Annotated in this window: 30 protein-coding genes; all 30 read left to right on the forward strand. The window is 62.4% G+C overall.

The window, feature by feature from the left end:
• A partial coding sequence (locus EPB08_RS14880) for an EF-Tu C-terminal domain-related protein (RefSeq protein WP_081500574.1) occupies positions 1-140 on the forward strand: 140 nt, incomplete at its 5' end.
• Between the two features lie 457 nt (positions 141-597).
• On the forward strand, positions 598-909 hold the full coding sequence (gene rpsJ / locus EPB08_RS14885; RefSeq protein ID WP_017461875.1) for a 30S ribosomal protein S10: 312 nt from the start codon (positions 598-600) through the stop codon (positions 907-909).
• A gap of 20 nt (positions 910-929) precedes the next feature.
• A complete protein-coding gene (gene rplC / locus EPB08_RS14890) occupies positions 930-1571 on the forward strand; it encodes a 50S ribosomal protein L3 (RefSeq protein ID WP_130619920.1) in 642 nt (213 codons plus the stop codon).
• An 11-nt stretch (positions 1572-1582) separates the two neighbouring features.
• Positions 1583-2185, forward strand: coding sequence for a 50S ribosomal protein L4 (gene rplD / locus EPB08_RS14895; protein WP_130619921.1), 603 nt, complete (start codon positions 1583-1585; stop codon positions 2183-2185).
• Entirely contained in the window at positions 2182-2475 is a 294-nt protein-coding gene (rplW, locus tag EPB08_RS14900; protein ID WP_130619922.1) for a 50S ribosomal protein L23, read from the forward strand. The genes rplD and rplW overlap by 4 nt, the downstream gene beginning before the upstream one ends.
• A gap of 18 nt (positions 2476-2493) precedes the next feature.
• Positions 2494-3315 (forward strand): 50S ribosomal protein L2, encoded by an 822-nt coding sequence (rplB, locus tag EPB08_RS14905; RefSeq protein WP_130619923.1) that lies wholly within the window; start codon positions 2494-2496, stop codon positions 3313-3315.
• Between the two features lie 12 nt (positions 3316-3327).
• The gene (gene rpsS / locus EPB08_RS14910; RefSeq protein ID WP_017461870.1) at positions 3328-3600 is read left to right on the forward strand and encodes a 30S ribosomal protein S19; all 273 of its coding nucleotides are present in this window, start codon (positions 3328-3330) and stop codon (positions 3598-3600) included.
• Positions 3600-3935, forward strand: coding sequence for a 50S ribosomal protein L22 (gene rplV / locus EPB08_RS14915; protein ID WP_130619924.1), 336 nt, complete (start codon positions 3600-3602; stop codon positions 3933-3935). Before rpsS ends, rplV begins: the two co-directional genes overlap by 1 nt.
• A 15-nt stretch (positions 3936-3950) precedes the next feature.
• Positions 3951-4700: a 30S ribosomal protein S3 gene (gene rpsC / locus EPB08_RS14920; protein ID WP_130619925.1), complete on the forward strand. Its 750-nt coding sequence runs from the start codon at positions 3951-3953 to the stop codon at positions 4698-4700.
• An 11-nt stretch (positions 4701-4711) separates the two neighbouring features.
• Positions 4712-5125, forward strand: coding sequence for a 50S ribosomal protein L16 (gene rplP / locus EPB08_RS14925; RefSeq protein WP_038620428.1), 414 nt, complete (start codon positions 4712-4714; stop codon positions 5123-5125).
• Between the two features lies 1 nt (position 5126).
• Positions 5127-5312, forward strand: a complete 186-nt coding sequence (gene rpmC / locus EPB08_RS14930; RefSeq protein ID WP_019464891.1) for a 50S ribosomal protein L29 — start codon at positions 5127-5129, stop codon at positions 5310-5312.
• A gap of 12 nt (positions 5313-5324) precedes the next feature.
• Positions 5325-5585: a 30S ribosomal protein S17 gene (gene rpsQ, locus EPB08_RS14935; protein WP_114239849.1), complete on the forward strand. Its 261-nt coding sequence runs from the start codon at positions 5325-5327 to the stop codon at positions 5583-5585.
• 14 nt (positions 5586-5599) lie between these two features.
• Positions 5600-5968: a 50S ribosomal protein L14 gene (gene rplN, locus EPB08_RS14940; RefSeq protein ID WP_007513359.1), complete on the forward strand. Its 369-nt coding sequence runs from the start codon at positions 5600-5602 to the stop codon at positions 5966-5968.
• Positions 5969-5982: 14 nt separating this feature from the next.
• Entirely contained in the window at positions 5983-6297 is a 315-nt protein-coding gene (rplX, locus tag EPB08_RS14945) for a 50S ribosomal protein L24 (protein WP_019464889.1), read from the forward strand.
• 10 nt (positions 6298-6307) lie between these two features.
• The gene (rplE, locus tag EPB08_RS14950; RefSeq protein ID WP_130619926.1) at positions 6308-6850 is read left to right on the forward strand and encodes a 50S ribosomal protein L5; all 543 of its coding nucleotides are present in this window, start codon (positions 6308-6310) and stop codon (positions 6848-6850) included.
• Between the two features lie 18 nt (positions 6851-6868).
• Positions 6869-7174 (forward strand): 30S ribosomal protein S14, encoded by a 306-nt coding sequence (gene rpsN, locus EPB08_RS14955; RefSeq protein WP_038620418.1) that lies wholly within the window; start codon positions 6869-6871, stop codon positions 7172-7174.
• A 222-nt stretch (positions 7175-7396) separates the two neighbouring features.
• Positions 7397-7792 (forward strand): 30S ribosomal protein S8, encoded by a 396-nt coding sequence (gene rpsH, locus EPB08_RS14960; RefSeq protein ID WP_130619927.1) that lies wholly within the window; start codon positions 7397-7399, stop codon positions 7790-7792.
• 10 nt (positions 7793-7802) lie between these two features.
• Positions 7803-8330 carry a 50S ribosomal protein L6 gene (gene rplF, locus EPB08_RS14965; RefSeq protein WP_130619928.1) on the forward strand — a complete coding sequence of 176 codons (528 nt, stop codon included), beginning with the start codon at positions 7803-7805 and terminating at the stop codon, positions 8328-8330.
• 29 nt (positions 8331-8359) lie between these two features.
• Positions 8360-8713, forward strand: a complete 354-nt coding sequence (gene rplR, locus EPB08_RS14970) for a 50S ribosomal protein L18 (protein WP_130619929.1) — start codon at positions 8360-8362, stop codon at positions 8711-8713.
• Between the two features lie 118 nt (positions 8714-8831).
• Positions 8832-9341 carry a 30S ribosomal protein S5 gene (rpsE, locus tag EPB08_RS14975; protein WP_019464883.1) on the forward strand — a complete coding sequence of 170 codons (510 nt, stop codon included), beginning with the start codon at positions 8832-8834 and terminating at the stop codon, positions 9339-9341.
• Positions 9334-9528 (forward strand): 50S ribosomal protein L30, encoded by a 195-nt coding sequence (rpmD, locus tag EPB08_RS14980; protein ID WP_114825377.1) that lies wholly within the window; start codon positions 9334-9336, stop codon positions 9526-9528. The genes rpsE and rpmD overlap by 8 nt, the downstream gene beginning before the upstream one ends.
• Entirely contained in the window at positions 9528-9965 is a 438-nt protein-coding gene (rplO, locus tag EPB08_RS14985) for a 50S ribosomal protein L15 (RefSeq protein WP_205746368.1), read from the forward strand. The genes rpmD and rplO overlap by 1 nt, the downstream gene beginning before the upstream one ends.
• 4 nt (positions 9966-9969) lie before the next feature.
• Positions 9970-11295 (forward strand): preprotein translocase subunit SecY, encoded by a 1326-nt coding sequence (gene secY / locus EPB08_RS14990; RefSeq protein WP_038620404.1) that lies wholly within the window; start codon positions 9970-9972, stop codon positions 11293-11295.
• Between the two features lie 137 nt (positions 11296-11432).
• On the forward strand, positions 11433-11789 hold the full coding sequence (rpsM, locus tag EPB08_RS14995) for a 30S ribosomal protein S13 (RefSeq protein WP_019464879.1): 357 nt from the start codon (positions 11433-11435) through the stop codon (positions 11787-11789).
• A gap of 12 nt (positions 11790-11801) precedes the next feature.
• Positions 11802-12188 (forward strand): 30S ribosomal protein S11, encoded by a 387-nt coding sequence (gene rpsK / locus EPB08_RS15000; protein WP_007513384.1) that lies wholly within the window; start codon positions 11802-11804, stop codon positions 12186-12188.
• Between the two features lie 11 nt (positions 12189-12199).
• Positions 12200-12826: a 30S ribosomal protein S4 gene (rpsD, locus tag EPB08_RS15005; RefSeq protein ID WP_130619931.1), complete on the forward strand. Its 627-nt coding sequence runs from the start codon at positions 12200-12202 to the stop codon at positions 12824-12826.
• 16 nt (positions 12827-12842) lie between these two features.
• Complete coding sequence (locus tag EPB08_RS15010) at positions 12843-13841, forward strand: DNA-directed RNA polymerase subunit alpha (RefSeq protein WP_130619932.1); 999 nt, start codon at positions 12843-12845, stop codon at positions 13839-13841.
• A gap of 302 nt (positions 13842-14143) precedes the next feature.
• On the forward strand, positions 14144-14521 hold the full coding sequence (gene rplQ, locus EPB08_RS15015; RefSeq protein WP_130619933.1) for a 50S ribosomal protein L17: 378 nt from the start codon (positions 14144-14146) through the stop codon (positions 14519-14521).
• Positions 14522-14679: 158 nt separating this feature from the next.
• Positions 14680-15180 carry a disulfide bond formation protein B gene (locus tag EPB08_RS15020; RefSeq protein WP_130619934.1) on the forward strand — a complete coding sequence of 167 codons (501 nt, stop codon included), beginning with the start codon at positions 14680-14682 and terminating at the stop codon, positions 15178-15180.
• A 3-nt stretch (positions 15181-15183) separates the two neighbouring features.
• Positions 15184-16575, forward strand: coding sequence for a class II 3-deoxy-7-phosphoheptulonate synthase (locus EPB08_RS15025; protein ID WP_229238361.1), 1392 nt, complete (start codon positions 15184-15186; stop codon positions 16573-16575).
• Positions 16576-16606 lie beyond the last annotated feature (31 nt).

Here is a 16606-nt window from a genome sequence, read left to right on the forward strand (position 1 = left end):
AAATGGTCATGCCGGGCGACAACATCAAGATGGTTGTCACCCTGATCCACCCGATCGCCATGGACCAGGGCCTGCGCTTCGCCATTCGCGAAGGCGGCCGTACCGTCGGCGCCGGCGTGGTGGCCAAGGTCATCAAGTAAGAAAGGGAACTCACCCTCGTGGTGACGACCTGAAAAAAACCGGCCTTCGGGCCGGTTTTTTTTAGCAAATTCAGCTGCAAGCACGATTAAGGGCTTTTCTTTAGCCGAATTTGGAGCTATAGTCGCTGTCTTGCCTGTCGCTGCGCCTTGTGTGCAGTGACCTTACAGCGAAATGAGGCACAGGAAGTGCTTCGAGTTCGCTGGCCGGGATGGCCAATACGCAAGAGAGGGCTCGGACGACAAAGCGTGACGCTTTGTTGACCTGGCCATTTCGCGCGTTTTATAGTTTTTAGTCTGGGCGGGCCCGATAAGGGCCTGCCTAGTCTTTTAAGGTCGATTTGGGTCGATTAGATGTCGGCCGAGGTGGCCTGTAGTGCCGCAGTAAATGGGTTGTGCGGATGGGTGAGAAGCCCATCCGGTTCACAGTATTTGTTCTTTCGATAACAGGACACGGTTTATGGCGAACCAAAAGATTCGCATCCGGCTCAAAGCGTACGATCATCGTCTGATCGACCGCTCGGCCAGCGAAATCGTCGAGACGGCCAAGCGCACTGGCGCTACGGTTCTCGGCCCGATTCCGCTCCCGACCAAGATCGAGCGCTACACCATTCTGGTGTCGCCGCACGTCGACAAAGATGCCCGCGACCAGTACGAGACCCGTACGCACAAGCGTGTGCTCGACATCGTCGACCCCAACGACAAGACCGTGGACGCGCTCATGAAGCTTGATCTCGCCGCTGGCGTTGACGTTCAGATCAAGCTCGGTTGAGCGATAGACAGGATACGAAGATGAGTATCGGACTAGTTGGCCGCAAGTGCGGCATGAGCCGACTCTTCACTGAAGACGGACGTTCGATTCCGGTGACCCTGATTGAGGCCACCCCGAATCGCGTCACGCAGCTGAAGACGGAAGATAACGATGGCTACAGCGCTGTGCAGGTCGCAGCCGGCGTCAAGCGCGCCAGCCTGCTGACGCAGCCGCTGAAGGGTCACTACGCAAAGGCGAAGGTCGAGCCGGGTCGTGGTCTGTGGGAGTTCCGCGTGTCTGCCGATGACCTCGGCAAGTACAGCGTGGGCGCCGAGATCAAGGCTGACGACGTGTTCCAGGTGGGTCAGATCGTTGACGTCGCCGGCGTGTCGAAGGGCAAGGGCTTCCAGGGCGCCATCAAGCGCCACCACTTCACCATGGGCGACGCTACCCACGGTAACTCGCTGTCGCATCGTGCGCCGGGTTCTATCGGTCAGCGCCAGACCCCGGGTCGCGTGTTCCCGGGCAAGAAGATGGCAGGCCACATGGGTGCGGTGAACCGCACGCAGCAGGGCCTGGAAGTGGTCAAGGTCGACGCCGAGCGTCATCTGATCGCGGTGAAGGGCGCGGTGCCGGGTGCTACCGGCGGCGACGTCGTCATCCGTCCGACGACCAAGGGCTGAGGAGAGACGCCATGGAACTCAATGTTATTGGCGCCAAGCCGCTCAACGTGTCGGACGAAGTGTTCGGCGGTGAGCTCAAGCAGGCCCTGATCCACCAGGTGGTCGTTGCCTATCAGGCAGGCGGTCGCGCCGGCACCCAGTCGCAGCTTTCGCGCGGCGAAATGTCCGGTACCACCAAGAAGTTCAAGAAGCAGAAGGGCGGCGGCGCCCGTCACGGTGACTACCGTGCACCGATCTTTGTCGGTGGTGGCCGCACGTTCGCTGCCAAGCCGCGCAGCTACGAGCAGAAGGTCAACCGCAAGTCGTACCGCGTTGCCATCCGTTCGATCCTTGCCGAGCTGATCCGTCAGGATCGTCTGAAGGTTGTCGAGAGCTTCGGCATCGACTCCCCGAAGACCAAGGCGATGGTTGCGAAGCTGGCTGAGCTGCAGGTGTCGGGTCGCGTGCTGCTGGTGTCGGAAGACGCCAACGAAGCCACCTTCCTGGCTGCGCGCAACATTCCGTACATCCACGTCGTGGACGTGCTGGCGCTGAACCCGGTCAGCCTGGTCGGTTCCGACCACATCGTCATGACCGTCGATGCGGTGAAGAAGATCGAGGAGTGGCTCGCATGAGCAACGAACGCATCCTGAATACGCTGCGTGCGCCGCACATCTCGGAAAAGGCAGCTCGCCTGGCCGAGAAGAACCAGTACGTTTTCGTGGTTGCTCCCGAAGCAACCAAGGCCGATGTCCGCGCTGCGGTGGAACAGATGTTCGACGTCAAGGTCGAGCAGGTGAACCTCGTCAACGCCAAGGGCAAGGTCAAGTCCTTCCGTTTCCGCGCTGGCAATCGTCAGGGCAAGCGCAAGGCCTATGTTCGCCTCGCCGATGGTCAGACCATCGACGTGTCGTCCAAGGCCTGAGCCAGGAGTTGAATTGAGATGGCACTGATCACTCATAAGCCGACCTCCCCCGGACGCCGCGACGCAGTCAGCGTCCGCACCGAGGGTCTTCACAAGGGCGCGCCGTACGCGGCGTTGACCGAGGCGAAGACCAAGAATGGCGGTCGCAACAATAACGGTCGTATCACTGTTCGCCACCAGGGTGGTGGTCACAAGCAGCGTTACCGCATCATCGACTTCAAGCGCGACAAGGAAGGCATTGCCGCCCAGGTCGAGCGCATTGAATACGATCCCAACCGTACCGCGCATATCGCACTGCTGTGCTATGCCGACGGCGAGCGTCGTTACATCATCGCGCCGAAGGGTGTGCAGGCGGGCGACCGTCTTGTGTCGGGCAGCGATGCGCCGATCAAGGCTGGCAACAGCTTGCCGCTGCGCGCCATCCCGGTGGGTAGCACCATTCACTGCATCGAGATGCGGCCGGGCAAGGGTGCGCAGATCGCGCGTTCTGCCGGCGCTTCGGTCCAGCTGGTCGCCCGTGAATCCGGTTACGCCACGCTGCGTCTTCGCTCCGGCGAAATGCGCCGCGTGCCGGTCGATTGCCGCGCCACCATCGGTGAAGTGGGCAACGGCGAGCACAGCCTGAAGAAGCTCGGCAAGGCCGGCGCCAAGCGCTGGCTGGGTATTCGCCCGACCGTTCGCGGTGTGGTGATGAACCCGGTCGACCATCCGCACGGCGGTGGTGAGGGCAAGACCTCTGGCGGTCGTCACCCGGTTTCTCCGTGGGGTACGCCGGCCAAGGGCTACAAGACGCGCTCCAACAAGCGCACCCAGCAGTTCATCGTGCGTCGTCGCAAGTAACAGGAAACGATTATGCCGCGCTCTCTAAAGAAAGGTCCGTTTGTCGACCTGCACCTCGTAAAGAAGGTGGAAGCCGCCGTTTCCGCCAATAACAAGCGTCCGATCAAGACCTGGTCGCGTCGTTCGATGATTCTGCCGGAGATGGTCGGTCTGACCATCGCCATCCACAACGGCCGTCAGCATGTCCCCGTGCTGGTCAACGAGAACATGGTCGGGCACAAGCTCGGCGAGTTCGCGGTGACCCGTACCTTCAAGGGCCATGGCGGCGACAAGAAGGGCAAGTGATGAGCACTGAAGCCAAAGCGATCCTGCGCAGCGCCCGCATTTCGGCGCAGAAGGCACGCCTGGTAGCTGACCTGGTCCGCGGTATGCCCGTGGGCCGTGCCAGCGACGTGCTCAATTTCACCAACAAGAAGGCCGCAGCCATTGTCCGCAAGGTGCTGCTGTCGGCCGTCGCCAACGCCGAGAACAATCTCGGTGCTGACGTCGACGAGCTGAAGGTCTCGCGCATCTTTGTCGACGAAGGTCCGGCGATGAAGCGCATGTACGCCCGCGCCAAAGGCCGCGGTTCCCGCATCCTTAAGCGCACGAGCCACATCACTGTGGTCGTTGGCAACTGACTGAGGACGTAGACGATGGGTCATAAAGTTCATCCCACCGGTATCCGCCTCGGCATCGCCAAGGACTGGAACTCGAAGTGGTACGCCAATAAGGGCGAATACGCCCAGTACCTCGCTGCCGACCTGAAGGTTCGCGAGATGCTGCGCAAGAAGCTGGCCCAGGCCGGCATTTCGAAGATCCTCATCGAGCGTCCGGCCAAGACCGCACGCGTGACGATCCACACCGCCCGTCCGGGCGTGGTGATCGGCAAGAAGGGCGAGGATATCGAGAAGCTGCGCAAGGAAGTCAGCGACATGATGGGCGTTCCGGCGCACATCAACGTCAGCGAAGTGCGCAAGCCCGAGATTGACGCGCAGCTGGTTGCCGAGTCCATCGCGCAGCAGCTGGAGCGTCGCATCATGTTCCGCCGCGCCATGAAGCGCTCGGTCGGCAACGCGATGCGCCTCGGCGCCCTGGGTATCAAGATCAATGTCTCTGGCCGTCTGAACGGCGCTGAGATTGCTCGTTCCGAATGGGCTCGTGAAGGTCGCGTGCCGCTGCATACGCTGCGTGCGGACATCGACTACGGCACCGCCGAGGCGAAGACCACCTACGGCATCATCGGCATCAAGGTGTGGATCTACAAGGGCGAGATCTTCGATCTGTCCCAGATCAACCAGGAGCCGAAGGAAGAGCAGTCCCAGCCGCGCCGTGAGGGTGGTGAGGGTCGTCGTGAATCGCGTCGCGAGGGCGGTGAAGGCCGTCGCGAGCGGACGGCGAAGTAAGGAGAGTTGCCATGCTGCAACCCAAGCGAACCAAATTCCGTAAGCAGTTCAAGGGCCGCAACGACGGTCTGGCTTTCTCCTCGAACCTCGTCAGCTTTGGCGAGTTCGGTCTGAAGGCCACCACGTTCGGCGCGCTGACCGCGCGCCAGATCGAGGCCGGTCGTCGCTGCATCACCCGCTTCGTCAAGCGTGGTGGCAAGCTGTGGATCCGCGTGTACCCGGACAAGCCCATTACCAAGAAGCCCATCGAAGTTCGAATGGGTGCCGGTAAGGGTGGCGTCGAATACTGGGTCGCCCCGATCCAGCCGGGCCGCATGCTCTATGAAATCGAGGGTATCGACGAGGCAACCGCACGCGAGGCGTTCCGCCTGGCTGCTGCCAAGCTCTCGGTCCAGACCCAATTCGTGACCCGGGCGGTGATGTGATATGGCCATCAAAGATCTGACCAACAAGACGGCCGAAGAGCTGAATAAGCACCTGCTGGACCTGCGCAAGGAGCAGTTCAACCTGCGCATGCAGAAGGGCACCGGCCAGCTCAACCAGCCGCACCAGCTGCGCCGAGTTCGGCGCGACATCGCCCGCACGAAGTTCGTGCTCGGCGGCAAGAAGTAAGGGACGGCCGATATGAGTGACAACCAGAAGCAGACGCGCACCCTCGAGGGCCGCGTCATCAGCAACAAGATGGACAAGACCGTGACGGTCCTGATCGAGCGCCAGGAACAGCATCCGCTGATCGGCAAGATCATCCGTCGTTCGACCAAGCTGCACGCGCAGAACGACCTGGGTGCCAACGAAGGCGACCTGGTCCGCATCGCGGAATGCCGTCCTCTGTCCAAGACCAAGCATCATCGCGTGGTCGAAATCATCACGCGCGCTAACGTCTAAGGGAGGGTGCAGACATGATCCAGATGCAAAGCACGCTTTCCGCGGCCGATAACAGCGGTGCCAAGGAACTGATGTGCATCAAGGTGCTCGGCGGCTCCAAGCGCCGTTACGCCGCGATCGGTGACGTAATCAAGGTCACCGTGAAGGATGCCATTCCCCGTGGCAAGGTGAAGAAGGGCGAGGTGTACAACGCCGTGGTGGTTCGCACCGCCAAGGGTGTGCGCCGTCCCGATGGCTCGCTGATCCGTTTCGACGGCAACGCAGCGGTCCTCCTCAACAACAAGCTCGAGCCGATCGGCACCCGTATCTTCGGGCCGGTCACTCGCGAGCTGCGCAGCGAGAAGTTCATGAAGATCGTCTCCCTCGCGCCCGAAGTGCTCTGAGCGGAGACTAGACCATGAACCGTATCCGCAAGGGTGATCAGGTCCTCGTGATCACCGGCAAGAACAAGGGTCAGCGCGGCGACGTGCTGCGCGTTGATGGCGACCGCGTGTTCGTCTCCAACGTGAACCTGGTCAAGCGTCACACCAAGCCGAACCCCCAGGCCAACCAGGCTGGCGGCATCGTCGAGCGTGAAGCTTCGATCCACATCTCTAACGTCCAGCTGTTCAACTCTGCCACGGGCAAGGGTGAGCGCGTTGGCGCCAAGACGCTCTCTGATGGGCGTAAGGTGCGCGTGTTCAAGTCCAACGGCGAAGTTGTGGACGCGTAAGGAATAAATCATGACGACGCGTCTCGAAACGTTTTACAAAGACCAGGTAATGAAGAAGCTCACGGAGCGCTTCGGTTACCAGAACGTGATGCAGGTTCCCCGCATCACCAAGATCACGCTGAACATGGGCGTGGGCGAAGCGGCGGGCAACAAGAAGGTGCTCGAGAACGCCGTGGCCGACATGGCCAAGATCTCCGGCCAGAAGCCGATCCAGACCAAGGCCCGCGTGTCGGTTGCCTCGTTCAAGATCCGCGACGGCTGGCCGATCGGCTGCAAGGTCACCCTGCGCCGTGCCCAGATGTGGGAATTCCTCGATCGCCTGATCAACATCTCGCTGCCGCGTACGCGCGACTTCCGTGGTGTGTCGGGTCGTGCCTTCGATGGCCGTGGTAACTACAACTTCGGCATCAAGGAACAGATCATCTTCCCGGAAATCGACTTCGACGCCGTCGACGCGATGCGTGGTATGGATATCTCCATCACCACGACCGCCAAGACCGACGAAGAAGCCAAGGCGCTGCTGGAAGCCTTCAGCTTCCCGTTCCGCAACTAAGAGAGTCGCGAGAGACACATGGCCAAGACCTCAATGGTTAACCGCGACCTCAAGCGGACCAAGCTCGTCAAGAAGTACGCCGCCAAGCGCGCCGAACTGAAGGCGATTGTGCTGAGCCCCACCGCCTCCTACGAGGAGAAGATGGACGCCCAGGCCAAGCTGCAGAAGCAGCCGCGTGACGCCAGTCCGGCTCGCCAGCGTACCCGCTGCGCGCTGACCGGTCGTCCGCGCGCCGTGTACCAGAAGTTCGGCCTCGGCCGTAACAAGCTGCGCGAAGCCACCATGCGTGGCGACGTTCCTGGCCTGCGCAAGGCCAGCTGGTAAGACCCCAAACAGGGCAGGGCGGGTGACAACCCTCCCTTGCTCGATGCGGCGGCAGGCCCCACGGTCTGCCGCCGTTGGCGCGAATACGCGCCGACGTTCGCAAAGTCGGAAAAATGCTGCTATAGTCGATGGTCTGCACTTCGCAGACCGGTCACTGTGCCGGCATACAACTCAATTGATTTCCGGTTTTTCGGATATCGGTGCACTCTGAAGGATGTTTTCATGAGCATGACTGATCCCATCGCCGATCTGTTTACGCGTATCCGCAATGCCCAGCTCACGGGCAAGCAGACCGTAAACATGCCGTCGTCGAAGCTGAAGGTGGCCATCGCCAACCTTCTCAAGAACGAGGGCTATATCCTCGACGCCAAGGCCTCCACTGCGGAAGGCAAGCCGGTGCTCGAGATCAAGCTCAAGTATTTCGAAGGCCGTCCGGCCATCGAGACCATTACCCGTGTCAGCCGCTCTGGCCTCCGCGTCTACCGCGGCAAGGACGAGCTGCCGAAGGTCCTTGGTGGCCTGGGTATCTCGATCATCTCGACTTCCGCCGGTCTGCTGACCGACGCGCAGGCCCGTGCCAAGGGTCTGGGCGGCGAAGTCATCGGCCAGGTCGCATAAGGAGCCGACGATGTCCCGCGTTGCCAAACAGCCGATTACCCTGCCGAAGGGCGTTGAGATCACCTCGAACGCCAACGGCATCACCGTCAAGGGCCCGAAGGGCACCCTGACGACCCACGCCCTGCCGGGCGCATCCGTCTCCGTCGACAACGGTGTGGCGAACATCGTCGTTGCCGAAGGCGCCGACGACAAGTTCGGTGGCACCCTGCGTGCGCTGCTGGCCAATATGGCCAAGGGCGTGTCCGACGGTTTCGAGCGCAAGCTCGAGCTGGTCGGCGTGGGCTACCGTGCCTCGATGGCCGGCAAGTCGCTGAACATCGCTCTGGGCTTCTCGCATCCGGTCGTGTTCGAAGCACCGGAAGGCATCACCATCGAAACCCCGTCGCAGACCGAAATCCTCATCAAGGGTTCGGACAAGCAGCGCGTGGGCGAAGTGGCTGCCAAGATCCGCGGCTTCCGTCCGCCGGAGCCCTACAAGGGCAAGGGCGTGCGCTACTCCGGCGAGAAGATCACCCTGAAGGAAGCCAAGAAGGCTTAATCGCCTATCCGCTTCCTGGAGAGAACACGATGAACAAGAACGAATCCCGCCTGCGTCGCGCCAAGTCGACCCGCTCCCACATCCGCAAGCTCGCCGTGGCTCGTCTGTCGGTGCATCGCACCGGTCAGCACCTGTACGCGCAGGTGTTTGCCGCCGATGGCCAGAGCGTGGTGGCTGCTGCGTCGACCGTGCAGAAGTCGGTCGCCGAAGGCCTGAAGGGCACCAAGAACCTCACCGCCGCCGCTGCTGTCGGCAAGGCCGTGGCCGAGCGTGCCCTGGCTGCCGGTATCGAGTCCGTGGCGTTTGATCGCTCGGGCTTCCGCTTCCATGGTCGTATCAAGGCGCTGGCCGATGCGGCTCGCGAAGCCGGCCTGAAGTTCTAAGCCGGTTGGCGTCGAGTGCCGGGTTCACCCGGCACTTGAAGCCACATGTAGTACCCACAACTCCAAGCGGCTTAGCCGCAAGCAAAAGTCCTGGTTCGCCAGGCATACGGAAAAGAACATGTCTTCTACCGATCGCGAAAATTCGGACGGCCTGCTCGAGAAGCTGATTGCCGTCAACCGCGTGGCCAAGACCGTCAAGGGTGGCCGCCAGATGAGCTTCACCGCGCTGACCGTGGTCGGCGATGGCGAAGGTCGCGTGGGCTTCGGTTATGGCAAGGCGCGTGAAGTGCCGGTTGCCATCTCCAAGGCCATGGACCGCGCCCGCCGCAACATGGTGAGCATTGATCTGAACAACGGCACCCTGTGGTACGCCATCAAGGCCAACCACGGCGCAGCCCGCGTGTTCATGCAGCCGGCCTCTGAAGGTACCGGTGTCATCGCCGGCGGTGCCATGCGCGCCGTGCTGGAAGTGGTGGGCGTGAAGAACGTGCTGGCCAAGGCCGTCGGTTCGCGCAACCCGATCAACCTGGTTCGCGCGACCATCAAGGGCCTGCAGGCCGTTGCCTCGCCGAAGCAGATCGCTGCCAAGCGCGGCAAGACCATCGAAGAGGTGCTGGGCAATGGCTAAGAACGAAACCGCCGCCACTGTGCGCGTGCGTCTGGTCAAGGGCCTGCGCGGCGTGCAGCACCGCCATCGCCTGAGCGTGCAGGCGCTCGGCCTGAGCAAGCTCAACGACGTCCGTGAATTGAAGGACAGCCCGCAGGTGCGTGGCCTGATCAACACGGTCTATTACCTCGTGCGGGTTGAGGAGTAATCACCATGCGTCTTAACGACATCAAGCCGGCCGCCGGTTCCCGCAAGACCCGCCTTCGCGTGGGTCGCGGTATTGGTTCGGGCCTGGGCAAGACCGCCGGTCGCGGTCACAAGGGTCAGCACGCTCGCGCGGGCGGCACCCACAAGTACGGTTTCGAAGGCGGTCAGATGCCGCTGCAGCGCCGCCTCCCGAAGGTGGGCTTCCGCTCTCTGAAGAAGAAAGAGAGCCAGGATGTGTTCCTGTATGAGCTGGCTGCTCTCAAGGCTGACGTGATCGACGCGATCGTCCTGCACCAGGCCGGTCTCATCGACAGCCACGCCAAGAAGGTCAAGGTCGTCCTCAAGGGCGAGATCGGCCGCGCCGTGAAGCTGTCGGGCCTGCTGGCTACGGCCGGCGCCAAGGCAGCGATCGAAGCTGCCGGCGGCAGCGTGGAGTAATCACGTGGCGTCAGCCCAGGGCACATCGCTCGGATCGCTCGGCAAGCTGACGGAACTGCGTCAGCGCATCTTCTTCGTGATTGGTGCGCTGATCGTCTTCCGTCTCGGTTCCTTCATCCCGGTCCCGGGTGTGAACCCGGAAGCCATGACGAACCTGATCGAGCAGGGCGGCGGCCTGATGAACATGTTCAACATGTTCTCGGGTGGCTCGCTGGCACGCTTCTCGGTGTTCGCGCTTGGCGTGGTGCCGTACATCTCCGCATCCATCGTGGTGCAGATGATGGGTTCGGTGATCCCGAGCCTGCAGGCGCTGCGCAAGGAAGGTGAGTCGGGTCGTCGCAAGATGACCACCTACACGCGCTTCGGCACGGTGGGTCTGGCCGCCTTCCAGGCGTTCGGTATCGCGGTGGCCCTGCAGAAGCAGGTCGCGGCGGGCGGTGCACCGGTGGTTTATACCCCGGGTGCTGGCTTCATCATGGCGTCGATCGTTGGCCTCACCGCCGGCACGATGTTCCTGATGTGGCTGGGCGAGCAGATCACCGAGCGTGGTATCGGCAACGGTATTTCGCTGCTGATCTTCGCCGGTATCGTTGCCGGTCTGCCGGGTGCCGTGGCGCACACGCTGACCATGGCCAGCAATGGCGAGCTCTCCGTGATCAAGATGATCATGGTGGTCGGCCTGATCCTCGCGGTGACGGCGTTCGTGGTCTTCATGGAGCGCGCCCAGCGGCGCATTACCGTGAACTACGCACGGCGTTCGGGCGGGCAGCGGGCTTACATGAACCAGACCTCGCACTTGCCGCTGAAGATCAACATGTCGGGTGTGATCCCGCCGATCTTCGCGTCGAGCCTGCTGATGTTCCCGGCGACCGCGGCAACGTGGTTCGGCCAGGGTCACCAGTCGCGCTGGCTGACCGAGCTGACCCAGGCGCTGACCCCGGGTGAGCCGCTGTACGACATCGTCTTCGCGGTGCTGGTGATCACCTTCGCCTTCTTCTATACGGCGATCGTGTTCAACTCCCAGGAGACGGCGGATAACCTCAAGCGCTCCGGCGCCTTGATCCCGGGTATCCGTCCCGGCCGCTCGACGGCTGATTACATTGATAACGTGATGACCCGTCTGACCGGTGTCGGCGCCCTTTACCTGGTGCTGGTCTGTCTGGTTCCCTCGTTTATGCAAAAGGCGTGGCACGTCCCGTTCTACTTCGGTGGCACCTCTCTGCTCATCGTCGTGGTTGTGGTGATGGATTTCACTGCTCAGGTGCAGGCGCACTTGGTCAGTCACCAGTACGAAAGCCTGCTCAAGAAGGCCAACCTCCGCCGCAACTGATGGCTGCTGGGGTGGTGGGAAGTTGGTCTGGATTGGAGGGCGGCGGCACCCCTGGTGCCGCAGGGCTTTCCTGTTGGGTTATTTACGGTTAGAATTGCGCGTTTACCGCGCACGAAACGCATCGGAGAAAGTACATCATGGCGCGCATCGCGGGTGTCAATTTGCCGGTCCAGAAGCATGTCTGGGTCGGCCTGCAGAGCATTTACGGGATCGGCCGCAGCCGGGCCAAGAAGGTCTGCGCGGACGCAGGCGTGGTTCCCACCACGCAGATCAAGTCCCTGAGTGAAGGTGAAGTGGAAAAGCTTCGCCACGAAATCGGCAAGTACGTCGTCGAAGGCGATCTTCGCCGTGAGGTCGGTATTGCCATCAAGCGTCTGATGGATCTGGGTTGCTACCGCGGCCTGCGTCACCGCCGTGGCCTGCCGGTGCGCGGCCAGCGCACGCGTACCAACGCACGCACCCGCAAGGGTCCGCGTCGCGCCATCAAGAAGTAACGGATTCCGAACATGGCTAAGCCTGTCAAGACCAAGAAGAAGATCAAGCGCGTTGTCACGGATGCCGTGGCCCACGTGCAAGCCTCCTTCAACAACACGATCGTCACGATCACCGATCGCCAGGGCAACGCCCTGTCGTGGGCGACTGCCGGCGGCGCGGGTTTCCGCGGCTCGCGCAAGTCGACCCCGTTCGCTGCCCAGGTGGCTGCCGAGAAGGCCGGCCGTGCGGCTGGCGACTACGGCGTGAAGACGGTGGAAGTGCGCATCAAGGGCCCGGGCCCGGGTCGCGAGTCGGCGGTTCGTTCGCTGAACGCTCTCGGCTACAAGGTTCTGAACATCATTGACGTCACGCCGATTCCGCACAACGGCTGCCGTCCCCCCAAGAAGCGTCGAGTCTAAGGAGCATACCCATGGCACGTTATCGTGGAGCTACCTGCAAGCTCGCCCGCCGCGAGGGTGCAGATCTCAGTCTGAAGAGCCCCGCTCGCGCTATCGATTCGAAGTGCAAGCTGGAAAACAAGCCCGGTCAGCATGGCGCCAACAAGCGCGCCCGTCTGTCGGACTACGCGCTGCAGCTGCGTGAAAAGCAGAAGGTCAAGCGTATCTATGGCGTTCTCGAGCGCCAGTTCAGCAACTACTACTCGAAGGCGTCGACCCTCAAGGGCAACACCGGCGAGAACCTGCTGCGCCTGCTCGAAAGCCGTCTGGACAACGTCGTCTATCGCATGGGCTTCGCGGTCACCCGCGCCCAGGCTCGTCAGCTGGTCAGCCACAAGGCTGTGCTGGTCAACGGCAAGAAGGTGAACATCCCGTCGTACCAGGTTCGTGCCGGTGACGTGGTGGCCCTGACCGAGCGCGCCCGCACCCAGCTGCGCGTGCAGGAAGCGGCGACCGTGTTCGACACCATGGACCTGCGTCCGCAGTGGGTCGAAGTCGACGCCAAGAAGTTCGAAGGTACGTTCAAGGCGATGCCGGACCGCGGCGACCTGCCGACCGACATCAACGAGAGCCTGATCGTCGAGCTCTATTCGAAGTAATCAACCGGAGCCCTGCATGGCAGTTTCGTCAACTAGCGTGCTGCGGCCTCGCGGCCTCAGCGTCGAGCAGCTTGGACCCAACCGCGCGAAGGTGGTGGTCGAGCCGCTCGAGCGTGGTTTCGGCCACACCCTGGGCAACGCGCTGCGTCGCGTGCTGCTCTCCTCGATCCCTGGCTCTGCCATCGTCGAGGTTGAAATTGATGGCGTGCTGCACGAATACACCACCCTTGAGGGCCTGCAGGAGGACGTGATCGAAGTCCTGCTGAACCTCAAGGACGTGGCGATTCGCCAGCACACGGGTGACGAAGTCACCCTGACCCTGTCCAAGAAGGGCAAGGGCGTGGTCACCGCCGGCGATATCGCCGTCGATCACTCGGTGGAAATCATCAACCCCGAGCATGTGATCTGCCACCTGACCAAGGACATCGCTCTCAACATGCGCCTGAAGGTGCGTCGCGGCGTCGGCTACCAGCCGGCCAGCGCGCGCCAGCATCCGGATGATGAAGCTCGTCCGATCGGTCGCCTGCAGCTCGACGCGTCGTTTGCGCCGGTCCTGCGCGTGGCCTACGAGGTGGACGCTGCCCGTGTGGAACAGCGTACCAACCTCGACAAGCTCGTGTTGGACATCGAGACCAACGGCACCATCGGTGCGGAAGACGCGGTTCGCAAGGCCGCCGAGATCCTCAACGACCAGCTGTCGGTGTTCGGTGACTTCTCGCGTCGCGAGAGCGCCACGGACAAGGCGGAGAAGGGCGGTTTCGATCCGCTGCTGCTCCGTCCGATCGACGACCTGGAGCTCACCGTGCGTTCGGCTAACTGCCTGAAGGCCGAGAGCATCTACTACATCGGCGACCTCGTGCAGAAGACGGAAGTCGAACTGCTCAAGACGCCGAACCTCGGCAAGAAGTCCCTGACTGAAATCAAGGACGTGCTGGGTGGTCGTGGTCTGGCCCTGGGCATGAAGCTTGAAAACTGGCCGCCGCCGGGCTTGTCGCACGGTATGCAGCTGGGCTGATGTTTGAAGGCGACCGTTCGCGGTCGTCGGTAGTATCGGCAAACTGGCGAGCGCACTCCGGTGCGCTCGCCAGCTGCCAAAAGCGGCTCGCAAAGTCGCGTGATGTTCGGGCAACCGTCTTGGTTGTCTGGTTTTGGCAGTCTGACGAGTGTTTATTCCTCGGATTTTGCAGACGCCCCAACGGCACTTAGCCGTCTTGCTCAACAAGAGCCCGTTTCATGAAGGGCTTCATCAGCGGGTAACCGCGGGAAGTCGGACATAACCGCCGACTTTTCATAACAACAGACATAGAGAGTATTGCCATGCGCCACCAGAAATCCGGTCGCAAGCTCAACCGCACGAGCAGCCACCGCGAAGCCATGTTCAAGAACATGGCTGCGTCGCTGATCAAGCACGAGCTTATCCGTACCACCCTTCCCAAGGCGAAGGAACTCCGTCGCGTTGCCGAGCCGCTCATCACGCTCGCCAAGACCGATGGCGTTGCCAATCGTCGTCTCGCTTTCGCACGTCTGCGCGACAAGGAAGCTGTGGGCAAGCTGTTCATCGAGCTGGGTCCCCGTTACCGCGAGCGTCCCGGCGGTTACCTGCGCATCCTCAAGGCTGGCTTCCGCGCGGGCGACAATGCCCCGATGGCGTACGTCGAGCTGGTGGATCGCCCGCGTACCGAAGCCGCCGAGTAATCGGTAGCTGCAAGTGTTTCGCAGAACCCGGCAGGGCAACCTGCCGGGTTTTTGCGTTTATGCCCCGGCTGCAGGGGGGAGGGATGTGATCAGGCGGGGCTGACAGTGACCGGGCGAGCGGGTAATGTCCCGCTTTCGCACCGCAGCATGCCCGAGCCATGAACCCTCTTCGCTGGTCGTATCGCACCACCTATCTCACTGGTTTCCTGATCTGTGTGGCCCTGCTGGCCTACGCGCTGTACGCCGAGCATGTGCTTGGCATGATTCCGTGCCCGCTCTGCATCTTCCAGCGCATTGCCTTCATGGTGATGGGCGTGTTTTTCCTGCTTGGCGGCGTGCACGCGCCGCGCGGCGGAGTACGCTGGGTGTATACCGGCGGCGTCCTGGTGGGCGCGCTCGGTGGCATCGCCACGGCGGCGCGGCACCTGTGGTTGCAGACGCTACCGGCGGATCAGATTCCGGCCTGCGGACCGAACCTTGGCTACATGGTGGACACGTTTCCGTTCGCCAAGGTGCTGAAGATGGTGTTCACTGGTTCGGGCGAGTGCGCCAAGATCGAGCCGGTGTTCGGCCTGCCGATGCCGGCATGGACGCTGCTCTGGTTTCTGTTGCTCGCCTTCATGGCGCTGTACGCCGCAGCGCGCAGGCGCGCTCGATAGGCCATGCTCATGACCAACGCCATACCCCTGACACAAGCGACGACGGACGCTTCCGCTGGCTGGACACCCGCCAGCTGGAAGCAACGCGAAGCGCTGCAGCAGCCGTTGTATGAAGACGCGGCGGAACTTGATCGAGCCATTGGCCAACTGGCCGCGCTTCCCCCGCTGGTAACTTCGTGGGAAGTGCTGGCGTTGAAGCAGGCCTTGGCCGAAGCCCAGGAGGGTCAGCGCTTCCTGTTGCAGGGCGGTGATTGCGCGGAGAGTTTTGCCGACTGCAGCAGCCCGATCATCTCCAATCGGCTGAAAGTGCTACTGCAGATGAGCCTGGTGCTGGTGCACGGACTGCAGAAGCCGGTCCTGCGCGTCGGGCGATTCGCCGGCCAGTACGCCAAGCCGCGCTCCACCGACACCGAAACGCGCGACGGGGTGACCTTGCCGAGTTTTCGCGGTGACCTGGTCAACAGCCCTGAGTTCACCCCGCAGGCGCGCCGCGCTGACCCGCAGCGCCTGATCCAGGCGCATGCCCATTCCGCGCTTACGATGAATTTTGTGCGCGCGCTGATTGATGGTGGTTTCGCCGATCTGCACCATCCCGAGTACTGGGACCTTGCCTGGGTGGAACACTCGCCGTTGGCCGCCGAGTACCGCCGCATGGTCACGGCCATCGGTGACTCCCTGCGCTTCATGGAGACGCTCGCGGGTCCCATCGCCGGTTTTTCGAAGGTGGATTTCTTCACCTCGCACGAAGCACTGCTGTTGCACTACGAAGAGGCGGTGACGCGCCAGGTGCCGCGCCATCACGGCTGGTTCAACCTGTCCACGCATTTCCCCTGGATCGGCATGCGTACCGCAGCGCTGGATGGTGCCCACGTGGAGTATTTCCGAGGCATTCGCAATCCGATCGCCGTGAAGGTGGGTCCCTCGGTCACACCGGACCAGTTGCTGCCGCTGATCGAAGCCCTGAACCCGGACGACGAACCCGGACGCCTCACCCTGATCCATCGCATGGGCAACGGGCCGATCGGCCGTGCACTGCCGCCGCTGCTCGACGCCGTGAAGCGGGAGGGGCGCCGCGTGCTGTGGGTGGCCGATCCCATGCACGGCAACACGGAAACCACCTCCAACGGCTACAAGACGCGTCGCTTCGACAACATCCGCGGCGAGCTGGACCAGGCGTTCGACATCCACGCCGCGGCAGGTACGCGCCTGGGCGGGGTACATCTCGAGCTGACCGGCGAGGACGTGACCGAATGCATGGGCGGAGCCCGTGACCTCAGCGAGGCCGATCTGGACAGGGCCTACAAGTCGATGGTCGACCCCCGACTCAACTACGAGCAGTCGCTGGAGCTGGCCATGCTGATCGTGCGCAAGTCGGTAGGTACCCCGAAGGCCTGAGCACCCGTGCCGTCGTGGTTCCCCAAAGCCC

It is taken from the genome of Dyella amyloliquefaciens (assembly GCF_004296575.1).
In the GTDB taxonomy this organism is placed as follows: domain Bacteria; phylum Pseudomonadota; class Gammaproteobacteria; order Xanthomonadales; family Rhodanobacteraceae; genus Dyella; species Dyella amyloliquefaciens.

What these genes read in the sequence shown, in the direction of transcription:
- rpsJ (WP_017461875.1), top strand. Translation starts at nt 598, where the DNA reads ATGGCGAACCAAAAGATTCGCATCCGGCTCAAAGCGTACGATCATCGT.
- rplC (WP_130619920.1), top strand. Translation starts at nt 930, where the DNA reads ATGAGTATCGGACTAGTTGGCCGCAAGTGCGGCATGAGCCGACTCTTC.
- rplD (WP_130619921.1), top strand. Translation starts at nt 1,583, where the DNA reads ATGGAACTCAATGTTATTGGCGCCAAGCCGCTCAACGTGTCGGACGAA.
- rplW (WP_130619922.1), top strand. Translation starts at nt 2,182, where the DNA reads ATGAGCAACGAACGCATCCTGAATACGCTGCGTGCGCCGCACATCTCG.
- rplB (WP_130619923.1), top strand. Translation starts at nt 2,494, where the DNA reads ATGGCACTGATCACTCATAAGCCGACCTCCCCCGGACGCCGCGACGCA.
- rpsS (WP_017461870.1), top strand. Translation starts at nt 3,328, where the DNA reads ATGCCGCGCTCTCTAAAGAAAGGTCCGTTTGTCGACCTGCACCTCGTA.
- rplV (WP_130619924.1), top strand. Translation starts at nt 3,600, where the DNA reads ATGAGCACTGAAGCCAAAGCGATCCTGCGCAGCGCCCGCATTTCGGCG.
- rpsC (WP_130619925.1), top strand. Translation starts at nt 3,951, where the DNA reads ATGGGTCATAAAGTTCATCCCACCGGTATCCGCCTCGGCATCGCCAAG.
- rplP (WP_038620428.1), top strand. Translation starts at nt 4,712, where the DNA reads ATGCTGCAACCCAAGCGAACCAAATTCCGTAAGCAGTTCAAGGGCCGC.
- rpmC (WP_019464891.1), top strand. Translation starts at nt 5,127, where the DNA reads ATGGCCATCAAAGATCTGACCAACAAGACGGCCGAAGAGCTGAATAAG.
- rpsQ (WP_114239849.1), top strand. Translation starts at nt 5,325, where the DNA reads ATGAGTGACAACCAGAAGCAGACGCGCACCCTCGAGGGCCGCGTCATC.
- rplN (WP_007513359.1), top strand. Translation starts at nt 5,600, where the DNA reads ATGATCCAGATGCAAAGCACGCTTTCCGCGGCCGATAACAGCGGTGCC.
- rplX (WP_019464889.1), top strand. Translation starts at nt 5,983, where the DNA reads ATGAACCGTATCCGCAAGGGTGATCAGGTCCTCGTGATCACCGGCAAG.
- rplE (WP_130619926.1), top strand. Translation starts at nt 6,308, where the DNA reads ATGACGACGCGTCTCGAAACGTTTTACAAAGACCAGGTAATGAAGAAG.
- rpsN (WP_038620418.1), top strand. Translation starts at nt 6,869, where the DNA reads ATGGCCAAGACCTCAATGGTTAACCGCGACCTCAAGCGGACCAAGCTC.
- rpsH (WP_130619927.1), top strand. Translation starts at nt 7,397, where the DNA reads ATGAGCATGACTGATCCCATCGCCGATCTGTTTACGCGTATCCGCAAT.
- rplF (WP_130619928.1), top strand. Translation starts at nt 7,803, where the DNA reads ATGTCCCGCGTTGCCAAACAGCCGATTACCCTGCCGAAGGGCGTTGAG.
- rplR (WP_130619929.1), top strand. Translation starts at nt 8,360, where the DNA reads ATGAACAAGAACGAATCCCGCCTGCGTCGCGCCAAGTCGACCCGCTCC.
- rpsE (WP_019464883.1), top strand. Translation starts at nt 8,832, where the DNA reads ATGTCTTCTACCGATCGCGAAAATTCGGACGGCCTGCTCGAGAAGCTG.
- rpmD (WP_114825377.1), top strand. Translation starts at nt 9,334, where the DNA reads ATGGCTAAGAACGAAACCGCCGCCACTGTGCGCGTGCGTCTGGTCAAG.
- rpsM (WP_019464879.1), top strand. Translation starts at nt 11,433, where the DNA reads ATGGCGCGCATCGCGGGTGTCAATTTGCCGGTCCAGAAGCATGTCTGG.
- rpsK (WP_007513384.1), top strand. Translation starts at nt 11,802, where the DNA reads ATGGCTAAGCCTGTCAAGACCAAGAAGAAGATCAAGCGCGTTGTCACG.
- rpsD (WP_130619931.1), top strand. Translation starts at nt 12,200, where the DNA reads ATGGCACGTTATCGTGGAGCTACCTGCAAGCTCGCCCGCCGCGAGGGT.
- EPB08_RS15010 (WP_130619932.1), top strand. Translation starts at nt 12,843, where the DNA reads ATGGCAGTTTCGTCAACTAGCGTGCTGCGGCCTCGCGGCCTCAGCGTC.
- rplQ (WP_130619933.1), top strand. Translation starts at nt 14,144, where the DNA reads ATGCGCCACCAGAAATCCGGTCGCAAGCTCAACCGCACGAGCAGCCAC.
- EPB08_RS15020 (WP_130619934.1), top strand. Translation starts at nt 14,680, where the DNA reads ATGAACCCTCTTCGCTGGTCGTATCGCACCACCTATCTCACTGGTTTC.
- EPB08_RS15025 (WP_229238361.1), top strand. Translation starts at nt 15,184, where the DNA reads ATGCTCATGACCAACGCCATACCCCTGACACAAGCGACGACGGACGCT.